The sequence below is a fragment of the Pseudomonas sp. XS1P51 genome (genome assembly GCF_054897845.1).
The window spans coordinates 4,843,247-4,857,227 of sequence record NZ_CM142707.1 but is presented as its reverse complement, the minus strand read 5'-3'; the positions used below and the strand labels follow the sequence as shown (position 1 = coordinate 4,857,227).

The following is a 13,981-nucleotide window of genomic DNA, read 5'->3' as shown; positions in this document are numbered from 1 at the left end:
AACAGCGACACGTAAAAGAGTGGACTACGCAGGTGGATGCTGATTCCTACAGATTAGTCATCGCCAGGGCGGGGGCTATTACTCCGCCTGCATCCATTACACCGCGTAACTAATGATGTTCCCGCCCCCACCTTTATCCCCTCCAGCCAACCTCATACATTGAGCTCCAACACCTACCCATCATCTCGATGAGCAGGTCACTGGAGATCTTCCTCATGCCTTTCGTAAGCGTACGCATCACCCGCGATGGCGTTACCTCTGAGCAGAAAGCTCAGGTGATCGCTGAAATCACTGAAACACTGGAACGCGTCCTCAAGAAGGATCCGCACCTGACCCACATCGTGATCGAAGAAGTCGACACCGATAACTGGGGCTACGCCGGCATCACCACCACCCAGTACCGAAAGCAACTGGCTGAAAAGGAGGGCAAGTCGTGACGGCGTCGGTCTCCATCGATTTCATCTCCGACGTGGTGTGTCCGTGGTGCGCCTTGGGCGCGACCGCGCTGGAGCAAGCGATCGAGAACGTGGCCGGTGAAGTCTCGGTAGAGCTGACCTACAAGCCCTTCGAGTTGAACCCGAACATGCTGGCCGAAGGCGAGAAAGCCGTCGAGCACTTGATGCGCAAATACGGGCGCACCGCCGACGACGTCGCCGCCGGTAAAGCGATGCAGATCGAACGCGGCGAGGCCATCGGTTTCACGTTCGATCTGGAGAAGCGCAGCCACTTCTACAACACGTTTGATGCGCACCGATTGTTGTTGTGGGCGCTGCAGGAAGGGCGGCAGGTCGCACTGAAAAAGATCCTGCTACGCGCTTACTTCACCGACGGCCAGAACCCAAGTGATCGCGAGACGCTGGTTCAACTGGCTGCCGAAGCGGGACTGGATGCAGCAGCGGCTCAAGAGGTGTTGGCGTCCGGAGCGTTCGCCAAAGAAGTGCGTGAACTTGAAGGGTTTTACCAGCAGCGCGGCATCAACTCGGTACCGGCCATGATTCTCAACGGTCGTCACCTGGTGTCCGGTTCGCAGTCGATCGAGTACTACGAACAAATATTGAGACAAATGGCGAAGGCCCCCGCCGAAGCCTGATTACTTATTTTTTAAACCATCATTTATTTAGTAGAGGTTCATCATGAGCAATTCGAAAAAAGTCATCGTTATCACTGGCGCCTCCCAAGGTCTCGGCGCAGGCATGGTCAAAGCGTTCCGTGATCTGGATTACAAAGTCGTCGCCACTTCGCGTTCGATCAAACCGTCCACCGACCCGGACATCCTCACCGTGGCCGGCGACATCGGCAACCTGGAAGTCGCTCAGCAAGTCATCCGTGAAGCGATCGCACGTTTCGGGCGTATCGATACCCTGGTCAACAATGCCGGGATCTTTGTTGCCAAGCCGTTCACCGCGTACACCGCTGAAGACTACGCCAATGTGCTGTCGGTCAACCTGAATGGCTTCTTCTACATCACCCAGCTCGCGATCACCGAGATGGAAAAGCAGGGTAGCGGCCATGTCGTCAACATCACCACTAGCCTGGTGGACCACGCCATCGATGGCGTGCCATCGGTACTGGCTTCGCTGACTAAAGGTGGTTTGAACTCGGCGACTAAATCTTTGGCCATCGAGTACGCCAAGCGCGGGATTCGGGTGAATGCGGTTTCCCCTGGCATCATCAAGACGCCGATGCACGGTGAGGAAACCCACGCCGCGCTGGGCGCTCTGCACCCGGTCGGGCATATGGGCGAGATCAGCGATATTGCGCAGGCGGTTGTGTATCTGGACGGCGCCAATTTTGTTACTGGCGAGATTCTGCATGTCGATGGTGGGCAGAGTGCGGGTCACTAAGACCCGACCTGACTGTCCGCAACTCCGTCGATCGCTATCGACGGCGTTTTCATTTGGAGAGCGCACAATGAACACCCACGTTCACAAAGTTTTCCTCATCACCGGGGTCAGTTCAGGCTTCGGCCTGGCCTTTTCGCAAGCAGCGCTGGCGGAGGGGAATACGGTGGTGGGCACGGTGCGGCGTGAATCTGAACGTGCTGCGTTCGAAGCGCTGGATGCCCATCGCGCCAAGGCATTCGTGCTCGACGTCACCGACTACCCGGCGATAGAGCCGCTGGTGGCCGAGATCCTGCGCGAGGTCGGCCGGATCGACGTGTTGGTGAACAACGCCGGTTATGGCCATGAGGGGATTCTCGAAGAGTCGCCGTTGACGGAAATGCAGCGCCAGTTCGACGTTAACGTGTTTGGCGCGGTAGCCATGATCAAGGCGGTTCTGCCCGGTATGCGTGAGCGGCGCAGCGGGCATATCGTCAACATCACCTCCATGGCCGGCTTCATCACCTTGCCGGGCATCGCCTACTACAGCGGCAGCAAATTCGCCCTTGAAGGTGTCAGCGAAGCATTGGCAAAAGAAGTGGAAAGTCTGGGTATTCACGTGACGGCCATGGCGCCGGGCTCGTTTCGAACCGACTGGGCAGGGCGCTCGATGATTCGGTCGGGTCGCGCTTTTAGTGAGTACGACGCGGTATTCGATCCGGTCCGCAAGGCGCGTGAAGAGAAGAGTGGCAAGCAGGCTGGTGATCCGCACAAGGCGGCGCAGGCGTTGTTGATACTGGTAGCGGCTGAAAAACCGCCAGTTCATTTGTTACTGGGTAAGGATGCGGTGAGGCTGGTGCGGGAAAAGATTGTGCAGCTTCAGGGAGAGATTGACGCTTGGGAGCATCTTTCTGAGTCGACGGAGTTCAACTGAGGTGCTTCATACCTACAAAACTCACCGGACAATTGAGTGACATCCGTGAAATGCCCATTTTCTACAGATGGGGATTCCACGGAATTTGAGCGTGGTTTTTTACGTGCCGCGTTCTATTCAATGGGATCGAGTTGATCCAGTGCCCGGTTCACCGAGATTTCCGCCAGCATGATGATTTCAAAAATGCCCAACAGAGTGTTGCGACTTGTCCCCGTCTCTCGGTCTGCCAGATCCATAGTAATCACGCAGGCAGATGCCAGCGATTCGGACACGGAGCCCAGCAGAGTTTGAATGTCGACTTCCGGGTTGACGATGTACATCGTGCAAGGTGTGCGTGGGGTGGCTCGGATGTTGGCGTAGGAGATGTGATCATCGTCGACGTTGCGGTCGGTGACTTCGTCGGACTTTTGTGTATCGGGGGTTTCTTGCGCGGATGCGTTGTCTGCTTCCGGGGGATCAGGAGTTACCTTATGCATAGAGACGTTTTTCCAATTGGGTGCCAACCCTTTCGGCTGCTATACAAAAAGGGTGGCAGCTGCACGCAGGTTAGCAGACCGGTAAACGTCTCAAAGCCGGCGCGCCCGAAGGCGCCCTGAGTACAGCCACCATCAAACCGCGGGTATGGAGACCCCCCGAGGGATGGATGCACGTGCAAGAGACGAATAGCGGGCTGCTAAACCCGACCACTGATTGGCAGTGGCAAGTCAACGATAGAGCCCGTAATTCGGCTGCACAAGCCGGCGGAGTCTGGCGTACCTGTAGGCAATGCCGCAAGGTTTTGTAGCTTTCAGGAAGTGACGCGCAACGCCATTAAACAAGCATCGCTAAGCAAGCCATGCATCCGACATGCACGCCTTTCAAGAGAGCATTTCCACCGAGCAACGAGGAAATTTCCGACGATCTTCATGCTTGGCAGTCGGAGATTCAGCGCAATGTTAACCGCGAAAGTGAAGGGGGATTCATAAAGCAGTCAGCCTGAAAACGAAAAGCATCGTGAAGCACCTCGCGACGACCTGCCAATTCAAGTGAGCGCTTGCCGGTGTAAGATGCCTAACAAACGTTCACCATCGAGGCTGCCATGACCGGGATATCCCTGAACCTGCCGGAAGACCTTTCGAACTCTCTCGCCGATCTGGCCAGGACCAACGGCCAAAGTGTGAGCTACTTGGCGATGGACGTTCTTCGTGACTACATCGAGCACGAGAGGACACTGACTGCACAGATCGAACTGGCGGTGGAGGAGGCCGATCAGGGTAAATTCGCCTCCGATGATCAGGTAGCGGCGATGCGCGCCCGGCGTTGGAGCAGGAATGCAGGTTGAGTGGCTGGAAAAAGCCCTCAAAAACCTGGAAGACGAAGCTAGCTACATTGCCCTTGAAAACCCCAAGGCTGCTGACGACTTCTCCGATGCGATCTTTGCCAGCGTAGACAAGCTGGTCGAATTTCCAGCCATGGGCCGTGAAGGTCGAGTCAAAAACACGCGCGAATGGGCAGTGCCCAACTGGTCCTATCTCATTCCCTACCGAGTTCGCGGTGATCGCCTTCAAATTCTCGGGGTGTTTCACACACGGCAACGCCCTCGTACCAAGTGGTAAGAGGGGCTCCCGAAAACATAAAAGCCCTCGTATTTCTACGAGGGCTTCGTTTTATATGGTGCGGCACCAGACGAACGGTAGCTTTCGACGAGGCCAGGTTTCCTGCGGGTCTGGAAGTCGGTGGAAAATTTGGCGTACCCCATCTAGTAACTATAAATAAATCAGCTAGTTATGGCTTTAAGTGGAGTCGAATCGGGGATTTTTAAGGCGTCGGCACGTTGTTGGCCTGCACGTAAAATATCCAGAGCGGCATACGGCGAAATGCCCTTCGCTTGGGTCGAACTTGGCGATCAGAATGAATTCCTCGGGGTGGCAGTTATGTTTGCCTGTTGGGTGATCGTCTGGCCATTGTTCGAGTGTGAGTTGCCGCGGTATTCCGAGAAGCTCAATTCCTGGATTGGATCGCTCAGGTAAGAACGCAACTGAGCAGATAGGCTCTCGCCTGCTTTTCAAAAAGCCAGACCGGCACTGCGGCGAATGAAGACCTGCATCGTTGACGAACTTCGTCACCCCTCCGACTGCTGGGCTTTGATGGTCTTTGCGAGGCTGCCCATAGGCGCTTGACTGGTGAGTGGCAGGCTCAGGAAAGCTCTACTTTTGATAGGTGAGCCAGTAAAAGCGAACGGGGTATGTCTCCGACCGGAAACTGGCAGAGGTAAAGACCTGAGCATGTTGCCGCTGACCGAAAACTGACCCAGGTGTTCAACTACTTCTGCTCACTTTCCGAGCAGGAGAACACAGGGTGATCAGCATGGAAATGTTGGGGAAAATTCGGAGGATGTACTTTCGCGACAAGCTGTCGCCGCACCAGATCGCCAAGGGTACCGGGCTGTCGAGAAACACCATCCGAAAATGGGTCAATTGTTTCCTTCAGATCTACTCTGAGTAGACATTCAGATCGTCTATCACTAGCCGCTTAAGTGATAGCATTCCACTATAGTGCGACATATTGTCACCCTGCTTTGAAACCTATCCACATGCGACATACCCCATGAATCTGGGCGAATTTCGGCGGATGCAATTCCAAATAAAAGAGGATTTCCGACTTGTTATCAGATCTTAAACCTGGCCCTCTGAGAGTCTCGCCGTTGCTGCGCGTCTATACGATCGTCGTCGGCGCAATACTTTTGCTCTCGGGCGCTTATCTGGGTTACGCCGGAGCACAACTCATCGGTTTAGGCGGCTCGCTTTATTACATGCCAGCGGGCATCGCGCTGATCGCTACTGCTGTCATGCTTTTTCGTCTGGATCTGCGAGCGGCTTACCTTTACGGTGCTTTCTTCGCAGTAACTCTGGTTTGGTCCCTTTGGGAAACCGGGCTGCAGTTCTGGCCGCTCGCTGCACGTCTAGGCATGTTCGCCGTTTTCGGTTTGCTGATTGCCCTCTGCGCGCCCGCTTTGCCGCGGGCGCGAGGCAGTCAAAAAGTACGGCCAGTCTCCTGCGGAATTGCCACGGTTATCGTGCTGGGGCTGATTGCTGCATTCGTCAACGCACTGTATCCAATCTGGCTGGTCAAGCCGACCTCTACACCGCAGGTGGCCTCGGACTACAACCCTGGTGCGGACAAGGCGCAATCAGTCGGTTTCGGGCGCACACCTTCGGGCGAAGGCTTCACGCCTGACGCCCAGATCACATTGGATAACGTAAAGGATTTGCAGATCGCATGGACCTTTCGCTCCGGTGACATCACGGCCAACGGCCGCGAAAACCAAAACACGCCGCTGCAGATCGGCAACGTAATCTATCCCTGCACGCCTACCAACCAGGTGTTTGCCTTGCGTGGCGATACAGGTGAGCAGCTCTGGCACTTCAACCCCAAGGTTGACCCTGCCGCGACTGCTGACTGGATGCGCTGCCGTTCGCTGGCCTATTACGAGGTTCCTGGACTGGCTGATGATGCACCGGGCAAAAAGCGTATTTACGTCACTACGGGCGACATGAGGCTGATCGCTCTGGATGCTAAAACCGGCTTGCCAGTACCGACCTTCGGGGAAAACGGTACCGTCTTCCTCGCCGCAGGTATGGGCGCGGTGATTCCAGGTTTCTACAACCCGACCTCCGGTCCTCTGTTGGCTGGTAAGAACCTGATCATCGGCGGCTGGGTGATGGATAACCAGTCTACGGACGAGCCTTCCGGCGTAGTTCGAGCCTTCGACGCGGCGACGGGTAAATTCACCTGGGCGTGGGACGTGGGCCGCCCCGGTGAGCCAAACCCGCCAGCAGAAGGCAAAAGCTATACACGCAGTACCCCCAACATGTGGGCAACACCGACCTACGATGCCGAACTGAACATGGTCTACCTGCCGACAGGCAATGGCACCCCTGATCTGTTCGGCGGCATGCGTTCAGCAGCGACGGACCGCGTCAGTACCTCGGTCGTCGCAGTGGATGCCACTACCGGGCAGGAACGCTGGGTCTTTCAGCTCGTGCATCACGATGTATGGGATTACGACCTGCCGTCCAAGCCTGTGCTTTATGACATGCCTGACGGTAAAGGTGGGCGGATTCCCGCTCTGGTGCAGGCAGGTAAAAACGGTGAGATCTATGTACTTGATCGCCGCACCGGGGTACCCATTACCAAGGTTGAAGAACGCGCTGTACCCACCAATGGTGTCGAAGGCGAAAACCTTTCCAAAACCCAGCCCTATTCAGTCGGCATGCCGCAAATGCGTGACGCCGTCCTGAACGAAGCCATGATGTGGGGCATCACCCCAATCGATCAATTGAACTGCCGTATTCAGTTCAAAGGACTTTACTACGCAGGCGACTACACGCCGCCACAGATGGATTGGTACTTGCAGAACCCGTCCTGGTACGGCACCACCAACTGGGGTGGTCAATCCATCGACAAGCAGCATGACCTCATGATCGTCAACGACATGCGCGTCATGATGAAGGCCCGGCTGCTGACCCGCGAAGATCAAATCGCACGCGCTGCCGCCGGTGGCAAAGGCTCACACAGCGTGGGTGGTGTGGTGCCGATGAACAATACGCCCTACGGTGCAGAGCGAGGTATGGTCCAGTCGTTCCTCGGCGTGCCATGCACCACCCCGCCCTTCGGCACGATGGCCGCCATCGACATGAAAACGCAAAAGATGCTCTGGCACCGCTCGCTGGGTACGCCTGAGCAGTTCGGCCCGCTGGGGCTCCGCACGCGTCTTCCAATCGAGCTGGGCATGCCTACCCTGGGTGGCTCGGTGCCAACCGGGTCGGGACTGATCTTCTTCTCTGCGACCTCAGACTATTACCTGCGGGCCCTGAACAGCCTGACTGGCGAAGTTGTCTGGAAAAGTCCGCTGCCAGTGGGCGCTGGCGCTACACCTCTGGTGTTCACCTCGCCCGAGGATGGACGTCAGTTTGTGGTAGTCACGGCCAATGGTTCACGCGCGGCACCTGACCATGGCGACTTCATGATTGCCTTTGCGTTGCCTAAGACCTCGAAATAACCATAGGGGGCAGTCTTGGGTGACTGCCCCCTTATGTAAACGTCAGGGTCTTGTGATCACTCGATCTATCATCGCTGTGAATCAAGACGTGGGACGGCTGACGTGAGCTAAGTCAGTCGACGCTTCCCATTAATTTCTGTGAGGACGATCAATGCGCCTGCTTTCTCCGGGTATGGAATCCGGTGACCGGCGCAGTGCCTACCAGATCATCGGTTTGACCAAGGCTGGTCGAGGAAGTCGTAGCAGGCTAACGAGTCTTACCGTCTGCAACACAGCACCCTGGCTGCGCAGACAAAGATCAAATTACGTGAACGAAAGCGCAAGGACGATGAGGGTGTCGAGGACGATGAGCCATTTTGATCCTGACCGAAAAGTGCCCCTCTGCATGTATCCGTGTGGTGGGGCTTTCGATCTCTTTGACGCCGAACAGGGCTGCTACGCTAATCCACAATTGCTGATGGCAAATCGGCAATCTGCCCTGGGTCATTTTTCAATCGGCAGGGTGGGTCAGTTTTCAATCAGCGCCAACACATCTACCGTAATCCAGCGAGGCGCCTGAACGTCCACCTTTGGTGCCGTCCTGAATGTTGATCTTGCCGAATTGCTTGGCTTCACATTTTAGACGGGGAAGGTCGGCCAAGATCGCCTCGCGCAAGCGCATACCGGCGGCTCGCGCTAACTTAGCGATGGCCGCGACGCGCGGCTGCTTGTTTTCGCAAAGCACCTCTACGATCCGCTTCACCTGTTCGTAGTCTTGGCCTTGCGGCGCTGAACGACGAACACTGGTGCGCCGCATTCCCAGCGCCTTACTCGGGCTTGGCACTTTCACATACTGATCACCGCGAAGAGCAGTCATGACCCGGTTGACGCTGGAAAGTCGGTTTTGCGCGGTGGCAATGGCGAGCTCACCTTGTTCAACTTGCTGGCGTAGAGCTCCTGCATAGTCCAGCAAAGTCTGCCGATCAATCTGCCGCGCATCATTAAACCCTGGCCCATCCTCCGAGCGACACCAGCGTACAAACGCCTGCCACCGATCACCGTGCGCCTTGACCGTCCCGTAATGCCCGCCGCCAAACAGATCTTTCAGCGCTTGCGGCCCGGCATAGCTCAGCTGCCGACCGTAGCCAAAATTGCGTCCATCTCGCCTGCCCACCAGTGCCATGATCGAACTCCTCTCGAAGCCAAAACTTTTAAAACTTTCCCCCCGTCATCCCGCCAAGAATGTTGAGTGTTATCAGGGATCAAGGCCCCTGCGACCTGTGAGGGTTGTCCACTAACGCGGGACTGGCGGCTCTTTACGACCGGGAGCTTGGGCATCTCATGATCTGGCCTCCTGAACACTTCCGAAGAAGTGGGCGGGTGGAGGCTGCGCTGGCTGACGAGACCGGCGCCGCGAGATTCTGAGTCGGGTGAAGGCAGTAATGCGATGACCGGGGCGTGCCTGACTGTCAGTCAGGTGCAGTCCATTCCGTGGACTGCGGCACCATCATCTGCATCGCTGTTGCTGGTGACTTCGGTGTTTGTCACGCCGATTGTCATGAGGGGGAGTGCCGCAAAGCCTTGTACGAGTTGGGCTGCAGCAGCGGTAGGAGCGCCCGTCTCTTTCCGGGAGAAAGAGACGGGCGCAGGTTGGCGCAGTGAAATGGCCAAGCGGATAGGTTGCTGCAGGGCAGCTGGGTAGGGGGATGTATTTGCCGCAATGGCAATGATCTGAAGTAGGCATCCATCACTCGGTGAGTGACCGTGCGGGCCGCCGGACGCTAATCGCACTTTGGGTGAACCACCACGGTGTGGCGTAGCCTTAAAGGTTCTGGCTACCTGGGTTGCTGTCAACGACAGCGCTTTGCCCGACCTTTTCTACGCCTGTGGATAATTCGGGTCAAGGCTCGAATTTTCGGGAGTTCTGCGGCTGTGGATGAAATTATCCACCGGTGGAAATCTATGGTTTTCCACAGACAATTCGCGTGGGCTTTAGATTTTTTAAATGAGGTCCATCCAAGCAGGCGGCTTTGCAGCCCCGCTTGGATGGACCCGCATGGAAGGGCGGACTGCGGTGATCTTATTGGCTTACCCACGTTTGGATGCGCCGCGGCTATTTTGTAGGGCGGTAATGTTGTCGCCGATCGGGTGAGCGAATTCGTGGGGCGTCATATGCCCATGGCGGTTGGCGTCGATGTAGTTGCTCCACCACGCCATGATCAGCCTGCGCTGTTCGAGGAATTCGGCCTTGTGGATATACGCGGCGCGCACGCGGTTGCGTTCCTTGTGGCTCATTTGTCTTTCGATGGCTGCGTCGGTCCATAACCCGGACTCCAGCAGGGCGCTACAGGCCATGGTCCTGAAGCCGTGGCCGCACACGTCCTTGCTGGTGTCATAGCCGACGTTGCGGAGCATGGTATTCACCGTGTTCTCGGACATGGGCTTCCAGTACTTGTGGTCGCCCGGTAGCACCAACTCTGAAAAGCGACTGAGGCTGCGCAGGCGCTCAAGTATTTCGATGACCTGCGGCGATAGCGGAACCATTTGAATGTCGCCGTTCATCTTGGTCCCACGTGTGGAGTTGCGTACCCCTTCAATCGGTGCGCGCGTGTCGGGGATTTCTCACATGGCACGTTGGAAATCGAACTCACTCCATCGTGCGAAGCGCAGTTCGCTGGAGCGGACGAATACGTGCAGCGTCAACAGGACGGCAAGGCGCGTCAGCTCGCGGCCGTTGTAGTTGTCGATACGGTGTAGCAGTTCGGGTAGGCGGTTGAGGGAGAGGGCCGGGCGATGGACTGTGCGCGGCGCGTGAATCGAGCCTGCCAGATCCAGTGCAGGATTCATGGTGATCTGCCGAGCCCTTTTGGCCCCGCGCATGATGGTGGATAAGTAGTTCTGTACCCTTAACGCCACATCCATGGTGCCGCGTTCCTTGATGCGCTGGGTGATCTCTAGCAGGTGATGGGTATCGAGTTCAGCGATGGGTCGTTGGCCGATCAGCGGGAAGACGTGGGTACGCAGTCGGCTCATCACGGTTTTTGCGTGTCCTTCGGTCCAGCGACGGGACATGTCGGCGTGCCACTCCAGAGCAACGGTTTCGAAAAGCAATGCCGCACGCTGGGCTACGATCTTGGCCTTCTTTTTTTCTTCCGTTGGGTCGAGGTTGTCTAGCAGCAACGCCTTGGCTTCGTCTCGCTTACGCCGTGCGACGGAAAGGGTAACGATGGGGTAGTTTCCGATGATGAGCGTGCCTTCCTTGCCGCTGGGCTTGGTGTACTTCAAGCGCCAGGTCTTCACGCCATTGGGTTTGACGAAAAGGTACATGCCTCCGCCGTCGAACAGTTTGTAGGCGCGTTCGCGGGTTTTGGCCGTGCGGCATTGCAGGTCGCTGAGGGGGATCGCTAGACGTGGCATAGGGGTACGCGCTCCTGACCGGGAAATCGCAGTACCCCTAACATACCCTCGGGGAAGGGGGATTTTGTTGGATCCCGACAGAGGGTCCTGGAACGAAAAAACCCGCCAAAGGGCGGGTTTTCGGGGCTTCCAGAGCATTCAGTAGAATGCAATGGAGCCTAATGTGGTGCGGCACCAGGAGTCGAAAAAACGGACTTTTTTCATTGAATACAATGAGATAACAGCTACGATTAATCCGCTATACCCCTAAAGCTACCCTAAGATTTTGCAGTTTTTTCTGCCAGGGATTATTCCCATAGCAAGTGCAACGATGTGGTTAATAAATTTCAGAGTCTGCTTTGAACTTTCGGCCTGCTGAGAGCCTTCTTTAGAATCAGGCCGAAGTCGTAAATTTCTTCGGTTTAGCCGGGTGAAAGTGCATTTGAGTTATACAAAATTCTCTAAAAATTCAGCGAGAGCATCTCCTTGGGAGTCTACCTGAGAGGACAGCATGTTAATTCCCCATTGGTTAAGAATGGCTTCTTGGACAGGGTTTGGTCTAGGTGAAAATATGTATGACCGAGGCTGTGCCTCACTATTGCAGTTGGCCTTCCAGATTTTGGATAGCTTGTAGAATAGAAACCTTAAATTTATATCGGCAAGTCGGTAACCAATGAATAGTACTGATTTGCCAAGCACGTCTGATCGCAATTTAATATCTAGAGGTGTTTCGAATTCTAATCTTTCAAAATAACTAGTTTCATCAAGTACTATCGAGGTGTCATCATCGAAGTCTCCGTGAAACTTAATTATTTGAGTACTTCCAGGTCTTATCTTAGTTACGTCAGATACTGATGCTATTTTGGTGTATGGCTTTTGGAAGTGATCGAATGTGTTTTCGAGCCATCGATCATAATTTGTAGTGTAAATTATTGGAAAGTTGGCTTTTGCAATCAGTTCATGAATTTTCGACGATTCAATATTGATAGTCGGAGCATGCCAGCTTCGGTCCATCCAGCTTCGGAGGGGACCGATACTACCTTTTTTGATCCTATAATATTCGGCAAGGGCGTAATGATCGCCAAATGTCTTGTAAATCTCAGGGTCATACCCTAGTTCTTGAGCGATTTTGTCGATCAGTTCGCCCCAAGATGGAAGCCCCAGATTGGTGGATACTCCAGCACCAACGAAAAGTATAACGTTGCCTTGCTTAAAAGATGATAGTAACTGTTCCATCAAGTATTTCCATCTTTAAGAAACTGTTTAAACTTATCGAATGCAATACGCCTCATCGATATGTCGTTTTTTCTATCCCCCATTTCCGCGAAAGTTTCAGTAAAGCCTTCGGGGATAAAAACGCAATCCCACTGAAAGTCCCTGTTTCCTCGGGGTTCAGCAGATATGGTACCTTTTATTGCACCTTCAAAAAGATGGATTTTCATAGAGTCGCAATATCCAATTATCGTTTTTGCGACCAAGTTAGTATTTTCCCCGGATCCAAACAGGGTCGAGAATTTGTCAGCTTGAAGCTTGTCCCAAAAAATCTGTGTTAATCCACCTGGGAAGCCATTGAGGCTGTCAATATAGAGACCAGTATGCTCGACGAAAACAGGGCGTCCTATTATCTTGAAAGCCTTCAGTAATTTATCTCTGACCAAACTATCAACATTCTCAGTTTGGATTTCATCAATTGAGTATCGGGCTGCAACGACCTCTACCCCAGCATCCTGAAGTATTTGTTGGACTTCTTGGACTTTAAAGTTGTTTTTTGAAACAAATCTAATTTTCATTTTTATCTTCCATGAAGCTATATTTTCTTTGTAAAGTCAGCATGTTCTCGAGGATGGCACTATTTTCTGTTTCTTTATAGAACTCATTATAGTCATCGCTAATGCTCGCACCGTGAATCGCCGGATTGTCCGAGCAAATAACGAACGGTACACCGAATTTAATGAACTCGCATACAGGATGGGACTCGCTTGATTTTACAGCACCTGTTAGGCGGTTGCTAATAGGGCATACCTCTACACATATGTCGCGTTTTTGCATCAATTCCATAATTTTAGTTGATTTGAATGCGGCTGTACCGTGCCCAATTCTGTCAGCATCAAACTCGGCTATAGCTTCTATAATATTTTGGGGGTTGCCTGTTTCCCCTGCGTGTATAGTGACTTTTAATCCTAAATCAGATTTTGCTTTCCGATATAACTGAGGGAGCTCTGTTGGAGATACGGTATCTTCGTTGCCAGCTAAATCTAGCCCCACTATTATTCCGGGCTTACCAATGGATGCATAAGCGGCTAAGAGGGTGCGTAGATGTTCCGCAGCGTAATCCCCGCGTGAAACCGTTAATATCAGCCCGCCCCTAATGCCGTATTTTAATGAGGCGCTGTAAATCTCTTCGGTCAACCACAAGAGCGCCTCGGGTACTGTGACGTTATTAAGGAGTGCAAGATAAATTACGCTACTCCGTAACTCGACAAACTTTACATTCTGAGCTGCTAGGTTTTCGAATGCACTAAAAACCATTAAATTGAGAGCTGTGCGACCTTGAGGAATAAGCCTTAAAACTTGCCAAGGCTTTAGATATGTCTGAAGGTCAGGGGAAGGTGTAAACCTGGTGAGGTCTCTTTCTAAATCGAAATTATCAGGAATTTCTGCTCCCTGCTGCTGAAGTAAATCAATAACTAGGCGCGTACTGACGAGGCCATTTAAGTGAACGTGTAGCTCACACTTTTCCATACTTTAAAGTCGTGTCCCATCAGCGATGGTCTCTATCAAGAAAGTTGATCTTTCGGCAAAAAATCGGAT

At 53.9% G+C, this 13,981-nt stretch carries 11 protein-coding genes and 3 pseudogenes; 8 read left to right on the top strand and 6 right to left on the bottom strand.

Annotated features, from left to right (window positions below):
* Positions 1–215 precede the first annotated feature (215 nt).
* From ACYZUD_RS22550 to ACYZUD_RS22535, 4 genes are all read left to right on the top strand, one after another.
* Positions 216–437, top strand: coding sequence for a tautomerase family protein (locus ACYZUD_RS22550; protein ID WP_008025002.1), 222 nt, complete (start codon positions 216–218; stop codon positions 435–437).
* Positions 434–1,090 carry a DsbA family oxidoreductase gene (locus tag ACYZUD_RS22545; protein WP_462020206.1) on the top strand — a complete coding sequence of 219 codons (657 nt, stop codon included), beginning with the start codon at positions 434–436 and terminating at the stop codon, positions 1,088–1,090. Before ACYZUD_RS22550 ends, ACYZUD_RS22545 begins: the two co-directional genes overlap by 4 nt.
* 43 nt (positions 1,091–1,133) lie before the next feature.
* A complete protein-coding gene (locus ACYZUD_RS22540) occupies positions 1,134–1,844 on the top strand; it encodes an SDR family NAD(P)-dependent oxidoreductase (protein ID WP_462020205.1) in 711 nt (236 codons plus the stop codon).
* Between the two features lie 67 nt (positions 1,845–1,911).
* Entirely contained in the window at positions 1,912–2,754 is an 843-nt protein-coding gene (locus ACYZUD_RS22535) for an oxidoreductase (protein ID WP_462020204.1), read from the top strand.
* 113 nt (positions 2,755–2,867) lie between these two features.
* On the opposite strand, the gene ACYZUD_RS22530 is transcribed toward ACYZUD_RS22535, so the two are convergent.
* The gene (locus ACYZUD_RS22530; protein ID WP_462020203.1) at positions 2,868–3,230 is read right to left on the bottom strand and encodes a DUF6124 family protein; all 363 of its coding nucleotides are present in this window, start codon (positions 3,228–3,230) and stop codon (positions 2,868–2,870) included.
* Positions 3,231–3,832: 602 nt separating this feature from the next.
* Here ACYZUD_RS22530 and ACYZUD_RS22525 point away from each other — a divergent pair.
* The 4 genes and pseudogenes from ACYZUD_RS22525 to ACYZUD_RS22510 all read left to right on the top strand — a co-directional run.
* Positions 3,833–4,075 (top strand): CopG family transcriptional regulator, encoded by a 243-nt coding sequence (locus ACYZUD_RS22525; protein WP_462020202.1) that lies wholly within the window; start codon positions 3,833–3,835, stop codon positions 4,073–4,075.
* Complete coding sequence (locus ACYZUD_RS22520) at positions 4,065–4,349, top strand: type II toxin-antitoxin system RelE/ParE family toxin (RefSeq protein WP_462020201.1); 285 nt, start codon at positions 4,065–4,067, stop codon at positions 4,347–4,349. The genes ACYZUD_RS22525 and ACYZUD_RS22520 overlap by 11 nt, the downstream gene beginning before the upstream one ends.
* 1,088 nt (positions 4,350–5,437) lie before the next feature.
* A complete protein-coding gene (locus ACYZUD_RS22515) occupies positions 5,438–7,795 on the top strand; it encodes a membrane-bound PQQ-dependent dehydrogenase, glucose/quinate/shikimate family (protein WP_462020200.1) in 2,358 nt (785 codons plus the stop codon).
* Between the two features lie 249 nt (positions 7,796–8,044).
* Positions 8,045–8,155, top strand: a pseudogene (locus ACYZUD_RS22510) (AAA family ATPase); the annotation flags it as partial.
* Positions 8,156–8,342: 187 nt separating this feature from the next.
* Here ACYZUD_RS22510 and ACYZUD_RS22505 read toward each other — a convergent pair.
* The 5 genes and pseudogenes from ACYZUD_RS22505 to ACYZUD_RS22485 all read right to left on the bottom strand — a co-directional run.
* Positions 8,343–8,957: pseudogene (locus ACYZUD_RS22505) on the bottom strand (integrase domain-containing protein); the annotation flags it as partial.
* Positions 8,958–9,862: 905 nt separating this feature from the next.
* Positions 9,863–11,191, bottom strand: a pseudogene (locus ACYZUD_RS22500) (tyrosine-type recombinase/integrase).
* 426 nt (positions 11,192–11,617) lie between these two features.
* Positions 11,618–12,406, bottom strand: coding sequence for an SIR2 family NAD-dependent protein deacylase (locus tag ACYZUD_RS22495; protein WP_112196099.1), 789 nt, complete (start codon positions 12,404–12,406; stop codon positions 11,618–11,620).
* Positions 12,406–12,960, bottom strand: a complete 555-nt coding sequence (locus tag ACYZUD_RS22490; protein WP_462020199.1) for a non-canonical purine NTP pyrophosphatase — start codon at positions 12,958–12,960, stop codon at positions 12,406–12,408. The genes ACYZUD_RS22495 and ACYZUD_RS22490 overlap by 1 nt, the downstream gene beginning before the upstream one ends.
* Positions 12,950–13,912 carry an adenosine deaminase family protein gene (locus ACYZUD_RS22485; protein ID WP_462020198.1) on the bottom strand — a complete coding sequence of 321 codons (963 nt, stop codon included), beginning with the start codon at positions 13,910–13,912 and terminating at the stop codon, positions 12,950–12,952. The genes ACYZUD_RS22490 and ACYZUD_RS22485 overlap by 11 nt, the downstream gene beginning before the upstream one ends.
* Positions 13,913–13,981 lie beyond the last annotated feature (69 nt).

Bases quoted from the DNA above. Each gene is read 5' to 3' on its own strand.
- ACYZUD_RS22550 (WP_008025002.1), top strand. From the start codon at position 216: ATGCCTTTCGTAAGCGTACGCATCACCCGCGATGGCGTTACCTCTGAG.
- ACYZUD_RS22540 (WP_462020205.1), top strand. From the start codon at position 1,134: ATGAGCAATTCGAAAAAAGTCATCGTTATCACTGGCGCCTCCCAAGGT.
- ACYZUD_RS22535 (WP_462020204.1), top strand. From the start codon at position 1,912: ATGAACACCCACGTTCACAAAGTTTTCCTCATCACCGGGGTCAGTTCA.
- ACYZUD_RS22530 (WP_462020203.1), bottom strand. From the start codon at position 3,230: ATGCATAAGGTAACTCCTGATCCCCCGGAAGCAGACAACGCATCCGCG.
- ACYZUD_RS22525 (WP_462020202.1), top strand. From the start codon at position 3,833: ATGACCGGGATATCCCTGAACCTGCCGGAAGACCTTTCGAACTCTCTC.
- ACYZUD_RS22520 (WP_462020201.1), top strand. From the start codon at position 4,065: ATGCAGGTTGAGTGGCTGGAAAAAGCCCTCAAAAACCTGGAAGACGAA.
- ACYZUD_RS22495 (WP_112196099.1), bottom strand. From the start codon at position 12,406: ATGGAACAGTTACTATCATCTTTTAAGCAAGGCAACGTTATACTTTTC.
- ACYZUD_RS22490 (WP_462020199.1), bottom strand. From the start codon at position 12,960: ATGAAAATTAGATTTGTTTCAAAAAACAACTTTAAAGTCCAAGAAGTC.
- ACYZUD_RS22485 (WP_462020198.1), bottom strand. From the start codon at position 13,912: ATGGAAAAGTGTGAGCTACACGTTCACTTAAATGGCCTCGTCAGTACG.